This is a genomic window from Polaromonas sp. (assembly GCF_030680935.1).
Taxonomy (GTDB): domain Bacteria; phylum Pseudomonadota; class Gammaproteobacteria; order Burkholderiales; family Burkholderiaceae_C; genus Polaromonas.
Genome location: NZ_JAUXUP010000007.1, coordinates 112,029 through 133,098 on the forward strand (window position 1 = coordinate 112,029; position 21,070 = coordinate 133,098).

At 62.0% G+C, this 21,070-nt stretch carries 16 protein-coding genes and 1 riboswitch; of the genes, 14 read left to right on the forward strand and 2 right to left on the reverse strand.

Features of this window, described 5'->3' with window-relative positions:
• The first annotated feature begins 337 nt into the window (after nucleotides 1-337).
• The 9 genes from nirB (at nucleotide 338) to Q8L50_RS02135 (ending at nucleotide 11,505) form a co-directional block, all read left to right on the forward strand.
• Entirely contained in the window at nucleotides 338-2,785 is a 2,448-nt protein-coding gene (gene nirB / locus Q8L50_RS02095; RefSeq protein WP_305346987.1) for a nitrite reductase large subunit NirB, read from the forward strand.
• Nucleotides 2,782-3,210: a nitrite reductase small subunit NirD gene (gene nirD, locus Q8L50_RS02100; RefSeq protein ID WP_305346988.1), complete on the forward strand. Its 429-nt coding sequence runs from the start codon at nucleotides 2,782-2,784 to the stop codon at nucleotides 3,208-3,210. The genes nirB and nirD overlap by 4 nt, the downstream gene beginning before the upstream one ends.
• Nucleotides 3,210-6,107 carry a nitrate reductase gene (locus tag Q8L50_RS02105; RefSeq protein WP_305346989.1) on the forward strand — a complete coding sequence of 966 codons (2,898 nt, stop codon included), beginning with the start codon at nucleotides 3,210-3,212 and terminating at the stop codon, nucleotides 6,105-6,107. The genes nirD and Q8L50_RS02105 overlap by 1 nt, the downstream gene beginning before the upstream one ends.
• Before the next feature lie 55 nt (nucleotides 6,108-6,162).
• A complete protein-coding gene (gene ybiB / locus Q8L50_RS02110) occupies nucleotides 6,163-7,068 on the forward strand; it encodes a DNA-binding protein YbiB (protein ID WP_305346990.1) in 906 nt (301 codons plus the stop codon).
• Nucleotides 7,065-7,853, forward strand: coding sequence for a uroporphyrinogen-III C-methyltransferase (gene cobA, locus Q8L50_RS02115; RefSeq protein WP_305346991.1), 789 nt, complete (start codon nucleotides 7,065-7,067; stop codon nucleotides 7,851-7,853). Before ybiB ends, cobA begins: the two co-directional genes overlap by 4 nt.
• A gap of 65 nt (nucleotides 7,854-7,918) precedes the next feature.
• Nucleotides 7,919-9,043 (forward strand): sterol desaturase family protein, encoded by a 1,125-nt coding sequence (locus tag Q8L50_RS02120; protein ID WP_305346992.1) that lies wholly within the window; start codon nucleotides 7,919-7,921, stop codon nucleotides 9,041-9,043.
• A 72-nt stretch (nucleotides 9,044-9,115) separates the two neighbouring features.
• Nucleotides 9,116-10,390: an NAD(P)/FAD-dependent oxidoreductase gene (locus tag Q8L50_RS02125; protein WP_305346993.1), complete on the forward strand. Its 1,275-nt coding sequence runs from the start codon at nucleotides 9,116-9,118 to the stop codon at nucleotides 10,388-10,390.
• 364 nt (nucleotides 10,391-10,754) lie between these two features.
• Nucleotides 10,755-10,967, forward strand: a complete 213-nt coding sequence (gene rpsU, locus Q8L50_RS02130; protein WP_007872347.1) for a 30S ribosomal protein S21 — start codon at nucleotides 10,755-10,757, stop codon at nucleotides 10,965-10,967.
• 91 nt (nucleotides 10,968-11,058) lie between these two features.
• The gene (locus Q8L50_RS02135) at nucleotides 11,059-11,505 is read left to right on the forward strand and encodes a GatB/YqeY domain-containing protein (protein WP_305346994.1); all 447 of its coding nucleotides are present in this window, start codon (nucleotides 11,059-11,061) and stop codon (nucleotides 11,503-11,505) included.
• A gap of 118 nt (nucleotides 11,506-11,623) precedes the next feature.
• Here the strand turns inward: Q8L50_RS02135 and pmbA are convergent, their stop codons facing one another.
• Entirely contained in the window at nucleotides 11,624-13,024 is a 1,401-nt protein-coding gene (gene pmbA, locus Q8L50_RS02140; RefSeq protein WP_305346995.1) for a metalloprotease PmbA, read from the reverse strand.
• 25 nt (nucleotides 13,025-13,049) lie between these two features.
• Between pmbA and yjgA the strand changes: the two genes are divergently transcribed.
• Nucleotides 13,050-13,637, forward strand: a complete 588-nt coding sequence (gene yjgA / locus Q8L50_RS02145) for a ribosome biogenesis factor YjgA (RefSeq protein ID WP_305346996.1) — start codon at nucleotides 13,050-13,052, stop codon at nucleotides 13,635-13,637.
• Nucleotides 13,634-14,227 carry a molybdopterin adenylyltransferase gene (gene mog / locus Q8L50_RS02150; protein WP_305346997.1) on the forward strand — a complete coding sequence of 198 codons (594 nt, stop codon included), beginning with the start codon at nucleotides 13,634-13,636 and terminating at the stop codon, nucleotides 14,225-14,227. The genes yjgA and mog overlap by 4 nt, the downstream gene beginning before the upstream one ends.
• 30 nt (nucleotides 14,228-14,257) lie before the next feature.
• Here the strand turns inward: mog and Q8L50_RS02155 are convergent, their stop codons facing one another.
• Complete coding sequence (locus Q8L50_RS02155) at nucleotides 14,258-17,128, reverse strand: DUF349 domain-containing protein (RefSeq protein ID WP_305346998.1); 2,871 nt, start codon at nucleotides 17,126-17,128, stop codon at nucleotides 14,258-14,260.
• A gap of 1,026 nt (nucleotides 17,129-18,154) precedes the next feature.
• Between Q8L50_RS02155 and Q8L50_RS02160 the strand changes: the two genes are divergently transcribed.
• From Q8L50_RS02160 to nrdR, 3 genes are all read left to right on the forward strand, one after another.
• Nucleotides 18,155-19,021, forward strand: a complete 867-nt coding sequence (locus Q8L50_RS02160; RefSeq protein ID WP_370869718.1) for a transglycosylase SLT domain-containing protein — start codon at nucleotides 18,155-18,157, stop codon at nucleotides 19,019-19,021.
• Nucleotides 19,022-19,091: 70 nt separating this feature from the next.
• Nucleotides 19,092-19,223: riboswitch (ZMP/ZTP riboswitch) on the forward strand.
• Nucleotides 19,224-19,268: 45 nt separating this feature from the next.
• Nucleotides 19,269-20,513 (forward strand): serine hydroxymethyltransferase, encoded by a 1,245-nt coding sequence (gene glyA / locus Q8L50_RS02165; protein ID WP_305346999.1) that lies wholly within the window; start codon nucleotides 19,269-19,271, stop codon nucleotides 20,511-20,513.
• A 99-nt stretch (nucleotides 20,514-20,612) separates the two neighbouring features.
• Entirely contained in the window at nucleotides 20,613-21,062 is a 450-nt protein-coding gene (nrdR, locus tag Q8L50_RS02170; RefSeq protein WP_305347000.1) for a transcriptional regulator NrdR, read from the forward strand.
• Nucleotides 21,063-21,070: the final 8 nt, after the last annotated feature.

Here is a 21,070-nt window from a genome sequence, read left to right on the forward strand (position 1 = left end):
GGGAACGCAAGTCGCACGCCATGCGGCTGGCCGGGACGATAGCACCCGCGACCCGAACCATGATATGGCACAACTTTTGCGTAGTCATGCATGGGCGTAACGGAGCGCCCAACCTTAGCGAAAGCACTGCGGGTTCTGCGCATAACGACGTGCGTAATGGTGTGCCTCATATCGGTCAGACGACCGGCCCCTGTTCAACAGGAGAGAGCATCATGATTTCTACCTCAATTTTTCAAAGCCTATCGGGACTGCGGGCCCTGACCGGCGGCGCTGCCCCGGCGCGCAGCCGTGGCATGGCGCTTGCGATGACTCCCCTGAACCAATCTGGAGTGACCCGATGAAAAAATCAAAACTGGTGATGGTCGGCAACGGCATGGCCGGCGTTCGTACCATCGAGGAGCTGCTCAAGGTCGCGCCCGATCTCTACGACATCACCGTTTTCGGCGCAGAGCCCCATCCCAACTACAACCGCATTCTGCTCAGCCCGGTGCTGGCGGGCGAACAGACCCTCGACGAGATCGTGCTCAACAGCTGGGATTGGTACAAGGACAACCACATCACGCTGCACGCCGGCAAGAAGGTCGTTGAAGTGGACCGCATCAGACGCATCGTACGGGCCGACGATGGCACTGAAGAGGAATACGACCGCCTGCTGATGTGCACAGGCTCCAACCCTTTCATCCTGCCGATTCCCGGCAAGGACCTGCAAGGCGTGATCGCCTACCGCGACATTGCCGACACCAACGCGATGATTGACGCCTCGGTACGGTACAAAAATGCCGTGGTCATAGGCGGCGGTCTGCTGGGCCTGGAAGCTGCCAACGGCCTGATGCTGCGCGGCATGGATGTGAGCGTGGTGCACGTCATGCCCACGCTGATGGAGCGCCAGCTCGACAGCGTGGCCGGCAAGCTGCTGCAGAAGTCGCTGGAAGACCGGGGCCTGAAATTCCTGATGGGCGCGCAGACCCAGGAGCTGGTGGCCGGCCCGGACGGCCGGGTCAGCGCCATCAAATTCAAGGACGGCACCGAGCTGCCGACCGACCTGGTCGTGATGGCCGTGGGCATACGCCCGAATACCGAGCTGGCCGAAAAAATGCGCCTGCATTGCAACAAGGGCATCGTCGTCAACGACACCATGCAGACCGTCACCGACGCCCGTATCTACTCGGTCGGCGAATGCGCGGCACACCGCGGAATTGCCTACGGCCTGGTGGCACCGCTGTTCGAGCAGGCCAAGGTGGCAGCGAATCACCTCGCGCAGTTCGGCATTGGGCGCTACACGGGCTCGCTGACCTCTACCAAGCTCAAGGTCACCGGCATCGACCTTTTCAGCGCCGGTGAATTCATGGGTGGCGAGGGTACGGAAGAAATTGTCATGAGCGACCCGTTCGGCGGCGTCTATAAAAAACTGGTGCTCAAAGACGACAAGCTGATCGGCGCCTGCCTGTACGGCGATACGGTGGACGGCAGCTATTACTTCAAACTGCTGCGCGATGGCCGCAGCGTGGCGGGCATCCGCGACAAACTGATGTTCGGCGAATCGAATCTAGGCGACGCCGGCCATGAAGGTCAGAACAAGGCAGCCACGATGGCTGACGACGCCGAAGTATGCGGCTGCAACGGCGTGTGCAAGGGCACCATCGTCAAGGCGATTCGCGAAAAAGGTCTGTTCACGCTCGATGAGGTGCGCAAACACACCAAGGCCAGCGGCGGCTGCGGCTCATGCACCGGGCTGGTCGAGCAGATCCTGATGTTCACCGCCGGCGGCGACTACTCGGCCACCCCCAAACTCAAGGCCATGTGCAGCTGCACCGACCATGGGCACCAGGCGGTGCGTGATGCCATCCGCAGCAATAAATTGATGACGATTACGGATACCTTCAAATTCATGGACTGGAAGACGCCCAATGGCTGCGCCAGCTGCCGCCCGGCCGTCAACTACTACCTGATCAGCACCTGGCCCAAGGAGGCCAAGGACGACCCGCAAAGCCGCTACATCAATGAACGCAGCCACGCCAACATCCAGAAAGACGGCACCTACAGCGTGATACCGCGCATGTGGGGCGGCGAAACCACAGCCAGCGAGCTGCGCCGCATCGCCGATGCGGTGGATAAATACAAGATCCCGACGGTCAAGGTCACCGGTGGCCAACGGATCGATTTGCTCGGCGTGAAAAAGGAAGACCTGGTCAATGTCTGGAAAGACATCGGCATGCCTTCGGGCCACGCCTACGCCAAGGCGCTGCGTACGGTAAAAACCTGTGTCGGCAGCGAATGGTGCCGTATGGGCACCCAGGACAGCACCCAGATGGGCAAGGACCTGGAGCGCGCGATGTGGCGCATGTACGCGCCGCACAAGGTCAAGTTCGCGGTGTCGGGTTGCCCGCGCAACTGCGCCGAATCGGGCATCAAGGACGTGGGCATCATTGGTGTCGATTCCGGCTGGGAGATGTATATCGCTGGCAACGGTGGCATCAAGACCGAAGTCGCGCACTTCTTCACCAAACTCAAGACCGCCGCCGAAGTCCTCGAGTACACCGGCGCATTTTGCGAGCTGTACCGCCAGGAAGGCTGGTACCTGGAGCGCACAGTGCACTACGTGAACCGCGTCGGCCTCGACTATGTGAAGAAAAAAATACTTGAAGACCACGAAGGCCGCAAGGCCTTGTGGGAGCGGCTGCAGTTTGCGCTCGATGGTGAGCCCGACCCGTGGTTTGAACTGAAGGAAGCGGCGGTCGATACCCGGCAGTTCACAAAACTGGAAAGCGCGGGGCAGGCAGCATGAAAACCAATGAATGGACGGTAATTTGCCGGGTGGAAGACATCCCGGTGCTCGGCTCGCGCCGCGTGGCCAGGGCGCAAGGTGTGGACGTGGCCGTTTTCCGCAACGCCGAAGACCAGGTGTTCGCGTTGCTGGACCGCTGCCCGCACAAGGGCGGTCCGCTGTCGCAGGGCATCGTGTTCGGCACCAGCGTGGCCTGCCCGCTGCACAACTGGACCATAGGCCTGGCCGACGGCTGTGCCCAGGGCGCCGATGAAGGTTGCACACCAAAGTTTGCCTGCAAGGTCGATGACGGGCAGGTCATGCTTGACCCGGCCGAGCTGGCCACGCTCGCCCTGGACCTGGCGGCGCCGCGCGCAGGTCCCTGTGCCTCGACCGGCGCGTTGGGTGACCAGACTTTCGACGTGCAGGCTCCGCACACTGCGTGATGACTCGCGAAACCAAATCTACCTGCCCGTACTGTGGGGTAGGCTGTGGCGTGGTTATTGAGTCCGAGGCCGACCAGATCACCGGCGTGCGCGGCGATCCGGACCATCCGGCCAATTTCGGACGGCTGTGCACCAAGGGCTCGACCTTGCACCTGACCGCGTCCCATGCCGTCACGCGCCAGACCCGGCTGCTGCACCCGATGCAGCGCACGCAGCGCGGCGGTTTACCGCTACGCACAAGCTGGGACAGTGCGCTGGACTTTGCCAGTGAGAAGTTTGCGCAGATCATCCGCGACCACGGACCGGTCGCCGTCGGTTTCTACATTTCTGGCCAGCTGCTGACCGAGGACTATTACGTCTTCAACAAACTGGCCAAGGGCCTGATAGGCACCAACAACGTCGACACCAACTCGCGCCTGTGCATGAGCAGCGCGGTGGCGGGCTACAAACAAACGCTGGGCGCCGATGCACCACCCAGTTGCTACGACGACGTGAACCACGCGCAATGCATCTTCATCGTTGGCAGCAACACGGCCTACGCGCACCCGATTCTTTTCCGGCGCATCGAGGATGCCAAGGCCGCCAACCCGGCGATGAAGATCATCTTCTGCGACCCGCGCCGTACCGACACGGCCGGCATTGCGGATCTGTATCTGCCGATTCAGCCGGGTACCGATGTATCGCTGTTCAACGGCATGCTGCACATCATGCTGTGGGAAGGCTGGACCCAGCCGGCCTGGATCGCTGAACACACCAACGGCTTTGATGCGCTGAAAACCACGGTGCGCGACTACACGCCCGACTTGGTCGCGGACACCTGCGGTATCAGAAAGGAAGACCTGTTCACGGCCGCCAGACTGTTTGCCACTTCCGCCGCGACGCTGAGCCTGTATTGCCAGGGCCTGAACCAGTCCAGCAGTGGCACCGCAAAAAATGCGGCGCTCATCAATCTGCACCTGGCCACCGCACAGATCGGCAAGCCCGGCGCCGGGCCTTTCTCGCTGACCGGCCAGCCCAATGCCATGGGCGGTCGCGAAGTGGGTGGTCTGGCGAATCTGCTGAGCGCGCACCGCGACATGGCCAACCCCCAACACCGTGCCGAAGTGGCTGCGCTGTGGGGCATCCCCTCCGTTCCGGAAAAACCCGGAAAAACCGCCGTCGAAATGTTTCAGGCCGCAGCCGATGGAGAGATCAAGGCGCTGTGGATCGCCTGCACCAATCCGGCCCAGTCCATGCCCGACCAGGCCACCGTGCGGCGGGCCCTGCAGCGCGCCGAACTGGTGGTGGTGCAGGAAGCCTTTGCCACGCCCTCCACCTGCGACTACGCCGACCTGCTGCTGCCGGCCACCACCTGGGGCGAAAAAACCGGCACCGTGACCAACAGCGAGCGTCGTATCAGCCGCGTCCGGCCCGCCGTGGCCGCACCGGGTGAAACACGTCACGACTGGTCGATTGCGGTGGCGTTTGCGCAGCGGCTTGAAAAACTTTTGCCGGTGCAAAAAATCAGCACGCTGTTTCCGTGGCCAGTCGCCGACGAAATCGTCGCTGTGGAAAGCATCTGGAACGAACACCGTGAATCGACACGCGGGCGCGACCTCGACATCACCGGCATGAGTTACGCCATGCTCGAAGCCGCGCCGCAGCAGTGGCCGCTCAAGGAAGGTGAAGCCAGCGGCAAGGTCCGGCTCTACGAAGACGGCATCTTCCCGACCGAAGACGGCAAGGCGCGCTTCGTCAACACCGTCTACAAACCGGTGGCCGAACCACGCGAATCGCGTTTCCCCTTCTCGCTGACCACCGGCCGCCTGCGCGACCAGTGGCACGGCATGAGCCGCACCGGTACGCTGGGTCGGCTGTTTGGCCATGTGGCAGAACCGTCGATCCAGATGAACGCGCAGGACATGGCGCGACGCCTGCTGAAAGACGGCGACCTGGTGCACGTGACCTCCAAGCGCGGCTCCATCGTGGTACCACTGCAGGCTTCACCGGAAGTGGCAGTGAGCCAGGCCTTCATGGCCATGCACTGGGGCGAAGAGTATCTGAGCGGCCTCTCTGCCAGCGGCGAGCGGCTGGCCGGCGTCAACGCGCTGACCACCTCGGCCTATTGCCCGAGTTCGAAGCAACCCGAACTCAAACACGCTGCCGTCAAAATCCTCAAGGCTGAACTGCCCTGGTCGCTGCTGGCCATGGCCTGGCTGCCTGAGGGTCAGGCCCTTGCCGCGCGGGAACAACTCAAGCCGCTGATGGCCGCCTTTGCCTTCAGCAGTTGTGTGCCTTTTGCCAACGAGGTGCCGCTCGGTGAGGCCGGGCGCCAACGCACCGGCGTGCTGTTTCGTGCTGCGGCTTTTGAAGCTGCGCCAGCCGCCATGCTGAAAAACATCGAGGCCATCCTCGGGCTTGACGGTGCCGATGTGCTGCGTTATGCCGACGCCAAAAAAGGCCAGCACCGCGCGGCGCGGCTGGTGCGCAAAGGCGAGCAGGCTGAACTGGCCGGCTTTGTGCTCGCTGGCGATGTCAGCGCGCAGGCCTGGATCAAGGCCTTGCTGCAGGACGAACTGCCCGCACAGGCCTATGGCCGCCTGCTGTTGCTGCCCGGTGCCAAAGCCCCCGGTGCAATGATGCCGCGCGGCAAACCGGTGTGCAGTTGTTTCAGCGTCAGTGACGAACAGATCGCGGCCGGCCTGCGCGCGATCGTGAACGAGCCCGGCGGCGCGGGCCTGCTCGCCAGCGATGACGAGCGCCTGCTTGCCCTGCAGGACAAACTCAAATGCGGCACCAATTGCGGCTCATGTGTCCCCGAGATCAAACGCCTCATCCGCAGTGCCGCCCTGGCCCTCCCGCCAGGCGGCGGCAATCCGGGCGGGCGCAATGTGATTCCCATCAAGGTGCTCGCCTGACACATCGCGCTTAAGCTCATAACGAAAAGTTATCTGCCTTCGCCGACAATCACGCATGTCCATCGCCCAGTACATCAAGGTCATAGGCCGCGGCAAAGACGGCGCCCGGCCACTTACGCGCGAGCAGGCCGCCGACCTGTTCGGCCAGGTGCTCGATGGCAGCGTGACCGACCTGGAGATTGGCGGCTTTTGCCTGGCCATGCGTATCAAGGGCGAAACTCCCGAAGAGATGGCGGGTTTTCTGGACGCCACTTATCAGCGCATGCAGCGCTTTCCGGCCAGTGACAGGCCCACCGTGGTGCTGCCCAGCTACAACGGCGCGCGCAAGCTGCCAGTGCTGACGCCACTGCTGGCACTGCTGCTCGCGCGTGAGGGTTTGCCGGTACTGGTGCATGGCACAGCCACCGAGTCCAGCCGGATTTTTACATCGAATGTGCTTGCAGCCCTTGATATACATGCGCAAACAGCTATTAAATCAATAGCGAATGGCGAAGTGGTGTTTGCCCCCACAGAACTGCTGTGCCCCGGCCTCAAGCGCCTGCTGGACGTGCGGCGCGCGGTTGGCCTGCGCAACCCGGCACACAGCCTGGTCAAGATCATGAACCCCTGCCTGGGCCAGGCGCTGGTGGTCAGCAGCTACACGCACCCGGAATACGCGATCTCCATGGGCCAGACCTTTGAACTGATCGCAGCCAACGCCCTGCTGCTGCGCGGCACCGAAGGCGAGGTGGTGGCCGATGCACGCCGCACGCCGCAGATGGAAGCTTTCATCGGCGGCCAGCGCACGCTGTTGCAGGAATTCCAGCCCGGCACGCTGGCCAGTGTGCCGGACCTGCCCACCGCCATCGACAGCGACAGCACCGCCGCCTATATCCGCGCGGTGATGTCGGGCTCGCACGCCGTACCTGCATCGATCGCCCGGCAGGTGGAACATATCTTGCAATTGACATCCCAACTATGACAAGCAGCAAGCACTCTTCTTCACGCGGCCATTGCACCCTGGTCGGCGCAGGCCCAGGCGACCCGGAGCTGCTCACGCTCAAGGCGCTCAAGGCCATACAGACCGCCACCGTGTTGCTGGTGGACGACCTGGTCAGCGACGAAATTGTTGCCTTTGCAAAACCCGGCGCGCGCATTGTCCACGTCGGTAAACGCGGCGGCTGCAAATCCACACCGCAGGAGTTCATCGAAAAACTCATGATCATGGCCGTGCGCGAAGGCGAAAATGTGGTGCGCCTCAAGGGCGGTGACCCCTTCATATTCGGGCGCGGCGGCGAGGAGGTCGAGCACCTGCAGGCCGCCGGCATTGAAGTGACCGTCGTCAACGGTATCACTGCGGGCCTGGCGGCCGTCACCTCGCTGGGCGTGCCGCTGACACATCGCCAGCATGCCCACGGCGTGGTGTTTGTCACCGGCCACGCCAAACCAGGCGACGAAGGCACCGACTGGCGCATGCTGGCCGAAACCGCTTTCAAAGCCAAACTGACGCTGGTGATCTACATGGGTGTCAGTGGCGCCGGCCGCATCCAGAACGAATTGCTGACCGGCCTGCCCGCGACCACACCAGTGGCTGTGATCCAGAACGCCACGCTGGCGAACCAGCGCCACATCGCCACCACACTGGGCGAGCTGGCCCAGGCGATCAGCGATTCCGTCCTGGCCAGCCCGTCGGTCATCGTGGTGGGCGATGTGGTCAGCGGCATCGCGGCAGCCACAGAGCACCCGGCGCAATTCAAGACCGCCTGATCGCCCAGACGCGGGCGCCAAGGCTACACTCCCGAGGTAAAACAACGGCCACGGGAGCATGAGCCATGCTTGAGAAGCTCAATGAACTGACAGAAAGCCACGGCGCCCTGCGCCGGGGCCGCGGCCTGATCAGCGGCGTGATTGCCCTGAGCCTGGGCATCCTGTGTTTTCTCGGCGTGCTGGCCTTTCACTTCCCTGAGTACCTGACAACTCCCCAATTGCGCCAGAGCTACAACGTGGACATCATTCGCATGCTCATGTTCTCGGCACTGGTGATCGCCGGCGGCATGTCCCTGGTCAATATCATCTTCAACCGCTCGCGTTGGTTGTCTGGCGCCGCCTTTCTGCTGGTAGCGGGTGCCGCGCTGCTGGGCGGGCACAAGGTGCCGGTCACCGACTTTGCCAACAACACGCCCTACATAGGCCTGGACTGGTTCATCCTGGACCTGCTGGGCTCCTCGCTGATCTTCATCTTCATTGAAAAGCTGTTTGCACTGCGCAAGGAGCAAGCAGTCTTCCGCGCGGAATGGCAGACCGACTTTCACCACTTCATCGTCAACCACATGATTGTGGGCTTCATGCTGCTGGCCACCAATCTACTGGTCCATCGCATCTTTGGCTGGGCGGCCCACGACGGCATTCGCGGCTGGGTGCAAAACCTGCCTTTTTGGGCGGCGGTGTTACTCATCGTGCTGGTTGCCGACCTGGCGCAGTACTGGACACACCGCGCCTACCACCAGGTACCGATGTTGTGGCGCCTGCACGCGGTACACCACAGTGTCAAAAGCATGGACTGGCTGGCCGGCTCCCGCCAGCACATCGTCGAAGTACTGATCACCCGCACGCTGGTTCTGGCGCCCATTTACGTGCTGGGGTTCTCCAAGGAAGTGATTGACGCCTACATCGTCATCGTCGGCTTCCAGGCGGTGTTCAACCATGCCAACGTCAGCGTGCACCTGGGCCCCCTGCGTTACGTCATCGTCACGCCCAACTTTCACCACTGGCACCACAGCCAGGACCAGGACGCGCTGGACCGTAATTACGCCGCACACTTCGCGTTTCTTGACCACCTGTTCGGCACGGCCGTCAAAAGCAGCAAGTTATGGCCCGAACATTACGGGGTACTCGGCGACTACGTGCCGAACGGGTTTGTCAGGCAGTTCAAGTTTCCTTTTACCTGGAAAGGGTGAGCTTGCTACAGCCCAAACTTGCTCCAATTTTGATAGCTGTTCACGGACGCCAGTCATGGGTCAGAGGCCGATTTGACTGAAAAATACGACGTAGTAGTCATAGGCGCAGGTGCTGCCGGCCTGTTTTGTGCGGGCCTGGCTGGCCAGCGCGGACTCAAGGTGCTGCTGCTGGACCACAGCGAAAAAGTGGCCGAAAAAATCCGCATCTCGGGCGGTGGCCGCTGCAACTTCACCAACCGTGACACCACGCCGGCCAACTTCGTCGGCGAGAACCCGCATTTCTGCCGCTCGGCCCTGTCGCGCTACACGCCGCAGGACTTCATCACCCTGCTGCAGCGTTACCAGATCCCTTTCCACGAAAAACACAAAGGCCAGCTGTTTTGCGACCGCTCGGCGGAGGACGTGATCAACATGCTGCTGGCCGAATGTGATGCTGGCGGTGTCACACGCTGGCAGCCCTGCCGGGTTTCAAGCATCAAACAGGCATCCAGCCCAGACAAGACAAGCGCAAGCAGCTATCAAATCGAGAGCGACCGGGGGTTGATCGAAGTGCCGCAAGTGGTCATTGCCACCGGCGGGCTGTCGATTCCCAAGATCGGAGCGACCGATTTTGGCTACCGCATCGCCAAGCAGTTCGGCCTTCGACTGGTCGAGCCGCGTGCCGCGCTGGTGCCGCTGACCTTCGACGGCGAGGCCTGGGCGCCCTACGCCCAGCTTTCCGGTCTGGCGCTGCCGGTGCTGATCGAAACCGGTACGCCGGACGCCACGCCCAAGCAGCGCAAAAAAGCCGTGGTCTTCGCCGAAGACCTGCTGTTCACGCACCGCGGCCTGAGCGGGCCTGCGGTGCTGCAGATATCGAGCTTCTGGCGCGAAGGCCAGCCGGTACGCATCAATCTCGCACCCGGCGTGGACCTGCCCACCCTGCTGCTGCGCGCCAAGGCCAGCTCGAAAAAACTGATCGCCAACGAGCTGGCTACGCTGGTGCCCAGCCGCCTGGCCGACGCCTGGGCAAGCCGCGACCCCGCCTGGCAAAAACCCGTCAGCGAGGCCACCGACAAGGCCCTGACCGCACTGGCCGAGCGCCTGCAGGACTGGCAGCTGATACCAACGGGCACCGAGGGCTACAAAAAGGCCGAAGTCACGCTGGGTGGCGTCGATACCCGCGATTTGTCGTCCCAGACCATGGAATCCAGGCAGCAAGGCCTGTATTTCATCGGAGAAGTCGTCGACGTGACCGGCTGGCTCGGCGGCTACAACTTCCAGTGGGCCTGGGCCAGTGCCCATGCCTGCGCCGAAGCCTTGGCGCTAAAACACAACAACACATCCCCCCACCCCTCCCCGCGTTGACCAGCAGGGGCCGCGGATCCGGCTCTGCCGGCCGGCAGGCTGGCGGCTGCGGCTCCGAGCCCGCTTGAGCGGGCATGGACAGACGCCAGATGCGCTGCCTCTGGCAGCGCGGCGCCCTGCAAGGGCAGCGCCCCCTTGGGGGGCAGAGAGCTACACGAAGTGAGCGAACGTGGGGGCCAACCAGCCACGGCCGCGAAACCGGCTCTGCCGGGCCGCAGGCGCTGCGGCTCCCTCTGGGGGCAGGGAGTTACACGCCGTGAACGACCGTGGGGGTGCTATAATCTCAGGCTTTGCTGGCAAACCCGCGTCTGGCCTGATTCTGATCAGATCACTAAGGACGCAAAATTTTTGGATCACTTCATCAATGACGACCATTCGTGTAAAAGATAACGAGCCCTTCGACGTGGCTCTGCGCCGTTTCAAGCGCACCATCGAAAAACTCGGCCTGCTGACCGACCTGCGCGCCCGCGAGTTTTACGAAAAGCCAACTGCCGAGCGCAAGCGCAAGAAGGCTGCCGCCGTCAAGCGCAACTACAAGCGTATCCGCTCGATGCAACTGCCCAAGAAGCTGTACTAAATCAGTACGCGCCTTCTGGCAAAAAAGCCCGCACGAGGACGCTCTGCGGGCTTTTTGCCTTTTTACCCCCTACCGACTGATGGAGAACACCATGTCCCTCAAAGACCAGATCACCGAAGACATGAAAACCGCCATGCGCGCCAAGGACAGCGAGCGCTTGGGCACCATCCGCCTGCTGCTGGCGGCCCTCAAGCAAAGAGAAGTCGATGAGCGCGTGGTGCTTGACGACGCGGCCGTGGTCGCCATCGTTGACAAGCTGATCAAGCAGCGCAAGGACTCCATCGAAGCCTTCGAGAAGGCCGAACGCAAAGACCTGGCCGACAAGGAGGCCGCAGAGCTGCTGGTGCTGCAGGCCTATCTGCCGGCCCGCCTGAGCGCTGATGAAGTCGCCGCCGAGGTCAAGGCCATCGTCACCGAACTCGGTGCCTCGGGGCCCGGCGACATGGGCAAGGTCATGGGTGCGGTGAAAGCCAGGCTCGCCGGCAAGGCGGACATGGGTCAGGTGTCGGCGGCGGTCAAAGCAGCGCTGGCGGCTTAGCCCAGCCGTCGGGAGAGTAGGGCCGCGTGATTCTTCGGTCGCGGGCTTCGAGCCCGCTCCCTCGCTCTTAGCTTCGCTGGTCGATCCCCGCAAGCGGGGCCCCTCGCCCCGCGCTGCGCTAAGAGCCAGCCACTTTCATCCGGTTGATGAGAATCGAACCCACACTTTTGGCGCCATAGTTGTACACATCGGCGCCCACCGCCTGGATGCCCATCAGCATGTCCTTGAGGTTGCCGGCAATCGTGATCTCCTCCACCGGAAACGCGATGCGGCCCTTTTCAACCCAGAATCCTGACGCGCCGCGCGAGTAATCGCCGGTCACGTAGTTGACGCCCTGCCCCATCAGTTCGGTCACAAAAAGGCCGGTACCCAGTTTTTTGAGCATGGCGTCGAGGTCGTCACCCACCTTCGTCTGGCGGCTGCTCATCACCAGGTTGTGCGAGCCGCCGGCGTTGCCGGTGGTGCGCATGCCGAGCTTGCGCGCCGAGTAGGTGCTCAAAAAGTAGCCACGCACAATGCCGGCGTCCACCACCGTGCGCGCGCGGGTCTTGACGCCTTCTTCATCAAACGGTGAGCTGCCCTTGCCTTTTTTCACGAAGGGGTCTTCCGTGATGTCAATGTGCGCCGGAAAGGCCGGCTTCCCCAGACTGTTCAGCAAAAAAGTGCTTTTGCGGTACAAAGCACCGCCGCTGATGGCCTGCACAAAACCACCCAGCAGGCCGGCGGCCAGCGGCGACTCGAATAACACCGGGCACTGCGTAGTCTTGATCTTGCGGCTGTTCAGGCGTGCCAGTGCGCGTTCGGCGGCGTAGCGACCGACGGCCTCAGGGCTGGCCAACTCGCTGGCGTCACGCATGGAGCTGTACCACGCGTCGCGCTGCATCTGGCTGCCCTTGCCGGCGATAGGCGCGACTGAAATGCTGTGCCGCGAGCTTGCATAACCACCGCGAAAACCACGCGTGTGGGCGCTGAAAAAGTGGCTCTGCTGGGCCGACACACCCGCGCCTTCGCTGTTGGTGATGCGTTTGCTGGTACCCAGCGCTGCCGCCTCGCATTGCAGTGCCAGCTGCGCCGCGCCTTCCGAATCTATAGCCCAGGGGTGAAACAGGTCGAGCTCGGGGTGCACACGCGCGATGTCGCGGTCCGCCGGAAGGCCAGAGGTTTTGTCTTCCGCAGTGAATCGGGCAATGTCGTAGGCCGCCTTGACGGTTTGTTCAATGGCGGCCTTGGAAAAGTCGCTGGTGGCCGCATTGCCGCGTTTCTGGCCGACGTACACGGTGATGCCCAAAGACTTGTCACGGTTGCGCTCGACGTTTTCAAGCTCGCCCTTGCGCACGCTGACACTCAAGCCGCAGCCTTCTGAGGCCTCGGCAGCGGCGTCGGTGGCGCCTATTTTTTTGGCATGCGCCAGCGCGCTATCGACCAATTCCTCAAAAAAATCACGGTGGTAGCTGAAACCGGATTCAGGTTGGGCGGTTTGTTTGGGGCGGGGAGCTGTTTTGGGGGTCTTGAGGGTCATATGGGTAGCTATGATACTGACTGCTATGAACAACAAGACTCCCAAGGCCATCAAGGGCTACTGGTCGCACGGCCGCTTCGTCAAACCCGAAGAAATCGCGCTCGAAGAAGTCGGCCCGCCGAGCAAGACCCAGCTCAAGGCCGAGGCCGATGAAAAACAGGCGCTGGGCGAAGCCCTGCTGACCTTGCGCGCCGACCTGATGGCGCGCCTGGACTTGCCGGAGAAACTGATTGACGCGATCGCCCAGGCCAAAAAGATCACCAACTTCGAGGGCAAGCGCCGCCAGATGCAGTTCATCGGCAAGTTGATGCGTCCACTGGACACCGAACCGATACGCGCCGCGATCGACGAGCAGAAAAACGGCTCGGCCCAGCTCACGCTGGCGCTGCACCTGGCTGAGCAATGGCGCGACAAACTGATTGCCGACGACGACGCGCTGGGCGACTGGCTCACGGAACACCCTGATACCGACGCACAGCAATTACGCGCACTGGTGCGCCAGGCGCGCAAGGACGCCAAGCCCGAGAAGCCCGGCGAAGCCCCGCGTCACGGAAAATCTTACCGAGAGATCTTTCAGCTGGTGCGCGAAGCGCTGGCGCCAGAGGCCCCATGAGCGGCCCCGTCGATACGGTGAAGATAGGCATCGTCTCGGTCAGTGACCGCGCCTCCAGTGGTGTGTATGAAGACAAGGGTTTGCCGGCGCTGAAAGAATGGCTGGGCCGCGCCCTGCTCAACCCGCTGGAATTTGCAGAACGCCTGATCCCGGATGAACAGGCGCAGATCAGCGCCACCCTGATCGAACTTGTTGACGCTGGCTGCTGCCTGGTGCTGACCACCGGCGGCACCGGCCCTGCCCTGCGCGATGTCACGCCAGAAGCTACGCTGGCCGTGGCGCACAAGGACATGCCGGGGTTTGGTGAGCAGATGCGCCAGATCAGCCTCAAGTTTGTGCCCACCGCCATCCTGTCACGCCAGGTCGCGGTCGTGCGGGACCAAAGTCTGATTCTGAATCTGCCGGGTCAACCCAAGGCGATTGCCGAAACGCTGGAAGGCCTGAAAAACGCCGATGGCACGCAAGCCGTGGCCGGTATTTTTGCCGCCGTGCCGTACTGCGTCGACCTGATAGGCGGGCCTTACCTGGAAACCGACGATGCCGTTTGCAAGGCGTTCAGACCCAAGTCGGCGCTGCGGCCTGCACGCTGAGCAGCCGCCCCTCAGGGCGGCGCTCGCTTTCTAGCGCTTGAGCAGGGCCTTCAGCGCGTTCTGCACACGCCGTGCATTGCCGGCGTCAAAACTGGCGGCCAGCACCTTGGCCGCATCTTCACCCCAGGTTTCTGCCGGCGCAGGCGCATTGCGCTTGGTCAACAACTGCAGCTGCAACATGCGGCGCGCACTGATGTGTTCGGCGGGCGTTGGCAACTCGGCAGCGATTTCGAGGCGCAGCAGCGCCTCGGACGCGTCTTTGCCCGGTGCGCCACCCAGCGCCTGAACCCAGCTGCTGCGCACCGCAGGCGTGACCAGCTTGCCGAGCTCTTGTGCGGCAGGCAATTGCGCCGGATCGCGCTTTTCCCAGGCAGTCAGCAAATTCGTCAACACTTCACCGTGCGCCTGCATCGACAGCTTTTTAAGGGCCTGGTTGGCCGCTTCAAATGCCTCGCGCTGGGCGCGGAAGGCGGCGTCACCCAACCGAGGGCCGCGCTCCTCAAAAGCCGGGCGCTCGCCGCGATCAGGACGCGCCTCAAAGCTGCGCTCCGGGCGATAAGGCTCAAACTTGTTGTCGGTGCTGGCGCGCGGGCCGCCGGGCTTGCCACCCGGGCGTGCATCCTTGCGGTCACCAAATTTGCCGCCACGCCCTCCTGCAGAGGCAGGTTCGGCCTTGCGCATGCCCGGTCGGTCGTCCCCACGCATGGCCACCACCGGCTTGGGGGCTGGTTTGGGCGCGGGCGGTGGTGCGGCAGCTTCCGCGGGTGCGGGGGCCGCGACCTCAGCTTCGGCTTCGGCTTCGGCTTGCGGCTCAGAAGATGCTTCCACTTCAGTTGGCGCAACATCCGCCGCCACTTCAGGCGCTATGATTTCGGTAGCTGCTTGCGCAGTTGGCGCATGGGCTGTAGCCTGATTTACCTCCGAAACCGGTGCCTCTTGGGCAGCGGGCGTCGGATTTGACACTTCAGGCGTTGCAGCCGCTGCGGGGACCGGCACCTGACCGCGAACCACCGCTTCCAGTGCTTTGGCGGCGGCGTGAATCTTCTGCGCATCACCCGTGGCGGCAGCGGCCTCCACCGCTTTGGCTGCTTCCAGTACGTGGCGGTCATGTTCACCCAGAGCCGACGCGGCTTTCTCGCGCTCGGCGGTCTTGCGCTGGAAGGCATCGTCAATCGGCTTGCGGAAGGCGTCCCAGAGCTTTTGCTCCTGCTTGCGCTCAATCGGAACGGCCTGGGCCTCGTGCTGCCAGCGCTGCTGCAGGTGTTTGACCGCATCAATATGCAGTTGCGGCTCGGCGCCCAGCACCTGGGCTTCTTCAATCATGGCCTTGCGGCGCGCCAGGCTGTCCGAACGCGCAGCCCTGAGACCGGCGTCGGCCGCGTCCATGGCCGCTTTCCACTGCGGCTGGATCTCGGCAAAGGCCTTTTCGCTCAGGTGACCGGCCGCCGTCCATTTCTCTACAAACCCATTGAGGCTGCGGATCTGGTGCTTCCAGTCGGTGTTGCCCTTGTTGGCTTCGGCCCAGGCCAGCACCTCGTCGATCAGCAGGCGGCGTTCGGCCTTGACGACTTCGCTTTGCTCCTTGACTTTCTCCAGCCAGACCTCAACCACCTTGTGGGCCTCGTTGCAGGCGTCGTCAAAACGCTTCCACATGGCGTGGTTGGGCGTGCCCCCCTGGTCGCTGGTCTTCCAGAGCTCGCGCATGGTGCGCAGCGCCTCTTGCTGCTTGCGCCCGCCCAGCGGCTTGGCGACCAACGCTTCAGCCTTGGCCACCAGCTCCTCGCGGATCTGGTCGGCGCGCCACCGTTGCCAGCCTTCCAGTTCGCCAGCTGCCGTGAGCGCCGCATGGGCGGCTGCCTCCAGCGCATTGTCGATGTTGCGGATGTTTTCCTTCAGTGCCTGGCGCAGTTCGGCAGCCACTTTGGGGGTGGACTTGCCGTGGCCTTCGGTGACTTCATGCTCCAGTTTGGCGAGCGCAGCCTGCACGATGGCGGTCGATTTTTCGCGCATCTCCTTGAGCACGGCAGGATCGATTTTTACCTTTGGCGCCCGCGCGGGATGATCGCCCGCTAGGGCGTCACCGCCGCGTGGTGTGCCACGCGCTGCGCGCAACTCGTCAGCCCAGACCGGCACCGCCGGCAGCGGCGCCACTGCGTCTTCGGCGGCGGCAACCGCCAGCGCCAGCGCGGCCTGAAACGCTTCCCACACCGCCAGCAACTGGCCGCGCGAGGCGTCGAGCATGGGCGGAAATTTGGCATCCACACTGGGCCAGTTGCTGTCTTGCGCCAGCGCATCAGCCTCCGTCTGCCAGTGGGTCACGTCGGCACGCAAAGTGTCCCAGGCCGACTGTGCATCGCGCCAGGGTTTGGTGGACAGCACCTCTACCCTCTGGGCCATCAGCACCGCCGCCTCACGTTGTACCTGCGCGCGGTGCTGCAGGTCTTCAATCGTCTTGACGCGGTCGGCCAGTTGCGCCTTGAGACCAGCCAGCGGCTCGCGCGACAGCGGCGCCCCAGCCTTGGCGGCGTCGCGCTGCCAGGCCAGCGCATCAGCAAGATTGAGCTTTTTAAGGCCCATGAGGGCCGCGCCTTTGTCGGCCCACTCGGCGGCTACCGTTTCCTGGCTTTTGAGGCGCTTGGCTTCGTCCAGCTTCTCTTTCAGTGGCTTGGCTGCGCCTTTGTCCCGGTTGGCCAGGTCTTTGTACACCTCGGCCATCTGCTCAGCGCCGGGATCGGTGGCCAGCCATTCGCGGATGCGGGCGGTGCGCTCGCCCGAAGTGGGCGCAGAAAAAGCGCCACCCGTCAAACCGTCCAGAGGATGGCTGTCGGTACTCTTGGTGGAAGGCGTTTTCACGGCGGAGGTATCGGGCTTGGCAGATTTGGACATGGGGGAACGCAGCATAAAGGTAAGTGGATCGGTGAAGCGGGGGTCTTCAGCAATCAGGAAATTACAGGTCTGACCTCAAGCCCTCGGCTGTTGGCGTCAAAGGTGAAGGCCGGACCGGCGTCAAAAAGCGGCGCTGCAGAACAGGTATCTACAGCCCCAACCAAAGCTTCAGGAATAAAGCAATGCAGGTATTTTCGCCGTTTTTAGGGCGTCGCCCAATTAACTTGTCCAGCCGCCTTCATGCAGCCGTCAGAACAGGGCCTGTAGCCCGCTGCTTGCGTGCATCAGACCCCGCCTGTATCACTGCATATATATAAGGACGTCGGCCCCATAAAAAAACCCCGGGCAGCGAGGCCGACCGGGGCTGACGGCGGGCGTGATGCTCATGCCGTCGGGCTTCGCAAAGAAGAGAAGATCGTCTCCAGTGCGATGAAAGCAAGTGATTGCTCTCAGTTTTACCAGGGTTGGTTACCCGGCGAATGCTTGAGATGCTCAAGCACTTGCAGATTAATCCTGTCGGCAGCTTGGTGCAAGCCCAAATTTGTAATCAATTTCGTCTCTGCGATTGAAAATTCTGACGGCTTTACCCGGCACGCATTTGTCCTACAGACATATCAGACTTTCGCCAAACCCAGCCTTCCAGCGCCACAGGCGCATGTTCTGGTGATTTCTGCAAATCTGATGCAAGCGTTTGATTTGAGGACAAAACAGCCCGTACCCAGGTTTCAAAGTATGGGTTTTTGGCCAGCTAGAGGTAGAACCTCAAAAAAGCCAAAATCGGCGAAAACAGGCGCTTGGAAGCCCTGGATGGCCTATTTAATATCGTTTTGTGTATATTACTTTAACTTTATATTATTGACATGTTATTTAGACGCCCCCTAGAATCCGCCATCCCAAGATAAAACTAAGGGACAACCCGAATCCGCTGCCGAACCCGGCAAAGTCAGACAAGGGGTCAACACCCCCAAGGCAAGCCCTTGGTTTGATGGCGACCCAATCAAAGTGCTTGGCTCAAAAAGCCGGTACGTAGAAAGGAGTGCTATGACAGCGCTAGGACAATCCAGCCCCGCATTGATGATGCGCAGGCTTCAGAAGAATATTGGCAACAGTCTTGCAAACATTGCCGACGACATCGCTCAAGGCTTTTTCGAGATCACCCACAACAGCTTTGCCCTGGTCGGGCTGGCCGTCGTGTTTGCGGTGATCATGCTCACCGCGCGGCCCGACCTGCGTCAGGCGGGTGAAGCAAAACTCATGGGCTGGTTGCTGGAACGCCAGGAGGCGGCCATAGGTTATACCGAGCCCGACGCGGTTGACCGCGCCACGGCGGCCAACCCCAAAGACCTGCCCCGGCAACAGGCGGCCGTCGCCTATTGGCTGAGCAAAAAATATGGCATTGCACCAGAACCTTTGAGTGTGCTGGTAGCCGAGGCCTTTGAAATTGGCCAAAAAGTCAAACTCGACCCGACCCTGATTCTGGCCATCATGGCAATCGAGTCGGGTTTTAATCCGTTTGCACAAAGCCCGGTCGGCGCCCAGGGCCTGATGCAGGTCATGACCAACATTCACCACGCCAAGTATGAAAACTTTGGCGGCAAGCTGGCTGCGTTTGACCCGGTTACCAACCTGCGCGTGGGTGTCAAGGTGCTGCAGGAATGTATCGCCCGCGCTGGTTCGGTCGAAGCCGGCCTGAAGTACTACGTGGGCGCGGCCAATCTCGAAAGCGACGGCGGTTACGCCGCCAAGGTGATGGCCGAACACGCCCGCCTGCTGGCTGTTGTCAGTGGTCGGGCACCGACCTACCAGCCGACCGTGCGCCCGCCCCTTGCCATTCCAGCGTCCATGCCCGCTGATATGGAATCTGCAGACAAGACCCCCGAGAAGATCGCCAGCCTGGCCATTTCCTGAGCCACCCAAGCTTCATGGACGCCGCCTGGGGCCGCTTCTGGCCGAAGACCGGCGCTGCGTCCGTTACACTAGCACCGTGCGCAACTGGCGATAAGCAGCCCCCTACAGAAAGGGCGCTTGCTGACGTGGGATACCACTGGGAAGCGCACCGCTGACCTCATGCAGTGAGTACAGCGTTCAGCCGTTCGCCTGGGCAGCCCTTGTTTCATCGACCAGATGGCAGGGACCACGTCTTTAAAGGACTGCCATGTACAACCGCACCATTCTTGTAGAACAAACCGACCCTGAGCTGTGGGCCGCCATCCTGGCGGAAAACGCGCGCCAGGAACACCACATCGAGCTGATCGCCAGCGAGAACTACGCCTCGCCCGCGGTCATGGCCGCGCAAGGCTCGCAACTCACCAACAAATACGCCGAGGGCTACCCGGGACGCCGTTATTACGGTGGCTGTGAACATGTGGACGTGGCCGAGCAACTGGCGATTGACCGCGTCAAGCAAATATTCGGCGCTGAAGCCGCCAACGTACAGGCGCACTGCGGCGCATCGGCCAATGAAGCTGTCTTTCTGGCTTTTCTCAAGCCCGGCGACACCATCATGGGCATGAGCCTGGCTGAAGGCGGCCACCTGACCCACGGCATGGCTCTCAATATGAGCGGTAAATGGTTCAATGTCGTGAGTTACGGCTTGAACGACAAGGAAGAAATCGACTACGACGCCATGGAGCGCAAAGCCCATGAAAGCAAGCCCAAGCTGATCATTGCCGGCGCGTCTGCCTATTCACTGGGCATTGACTTCGCGCGGTTCGCCAAGGTAGCCAAAGATGTCGGTGCGATTTTCATGGTCGACATGGCGCACTACGCCGGTCTGATCGCCGCAGGCGTGTACCCCAACCCGGTGCCACATGCCGACATCGTGACCTCGACCACCCACAAAAGCCTGCGCGGCCCACGCGGCGGCATCATCCTGATGAAAGCCGAGCACGAAAAGGCCATCAACAGCGCCATTTTCCCCGGCCTGCAGGGCGGCCCGCTGATGCATGTGATTGCGGCCAAGGCGGTGGCGTTCAAAGAGGCCTTGACGCCCGAGTTCAAGACCTACCAGCAGCAGGTCCTGAAAAACGCAAAAATTGTGGCTGAAACCCTCACACAGCGCGGGCTGCGCATCGTCAGCGGCCGCACCGAAAGCCATCTGATGCTGGTGGACCTGCGCGCAAAAGGCATCACCGGCAAGGAAGCCGAGGCCGTGCTGGGCAGCGCGCATATGACCATCAACAAGAACGCCATCCCCAACGACCCGGAAAAGCCGATGGTCACCAGCGGCGTACGCATTGGCACCCCGGCCATGACCACCCGCGGCTTCAAGGACGAAGAGGCGCGTTTGACCGCCAACCTGATCGCAGACGTGCTCGACAATCCGCGCGACACTGCAAACATCGAAGCGGTCCGCGCCAAGGTCAACGCGCTGACCAGCCGTTTCCCAGTTTATCGCTAGATCCGCAGTAGCGCTCAGCCGCTATTATTTTTATAGCTGCCTGCGCATACCCAATAAGGGCTGGAGGCCAATTTTGCTTATAACTTCAGGCAAGGCAGCATGAAGTGCCCCTTTTGCAGCAACCTCGAAACCCAGGTGGTCGAAACCCGGGTGTCGGAAGACGCAGACTTCATACGCCGCCGCCGCCAGTGCGGCGCGTGTGAAAAGCGTTTCACCACCTATGAGCGGCCCGACGTCAACTTTCCGGCTATCGTCAAAAAGGACGGGCGCCGCATTGAATACAAACGCAGCAAAATCCTCGAATCCATGAGCCTGGCGCTGCGCAAACGCCCAGTCAGCACCGAGCAGGTGGACTCGGCGATTGAGCGTATCGAAGAAAAACTGCTGAACCTGGGCCTGCGCGAGGTCCCCTCCACCCGACTGGGTGAACTGGTCATGCGCGAACTCAAAAAACTCGACAAAGTCGCCTACGTACGTTTTGCCAGCGTTTACCGGAGTTTTGAGGATATTGATGAGTTCAAGACGCTGGTGGATGAGGTGCGGCGGTAGGCCGCAGA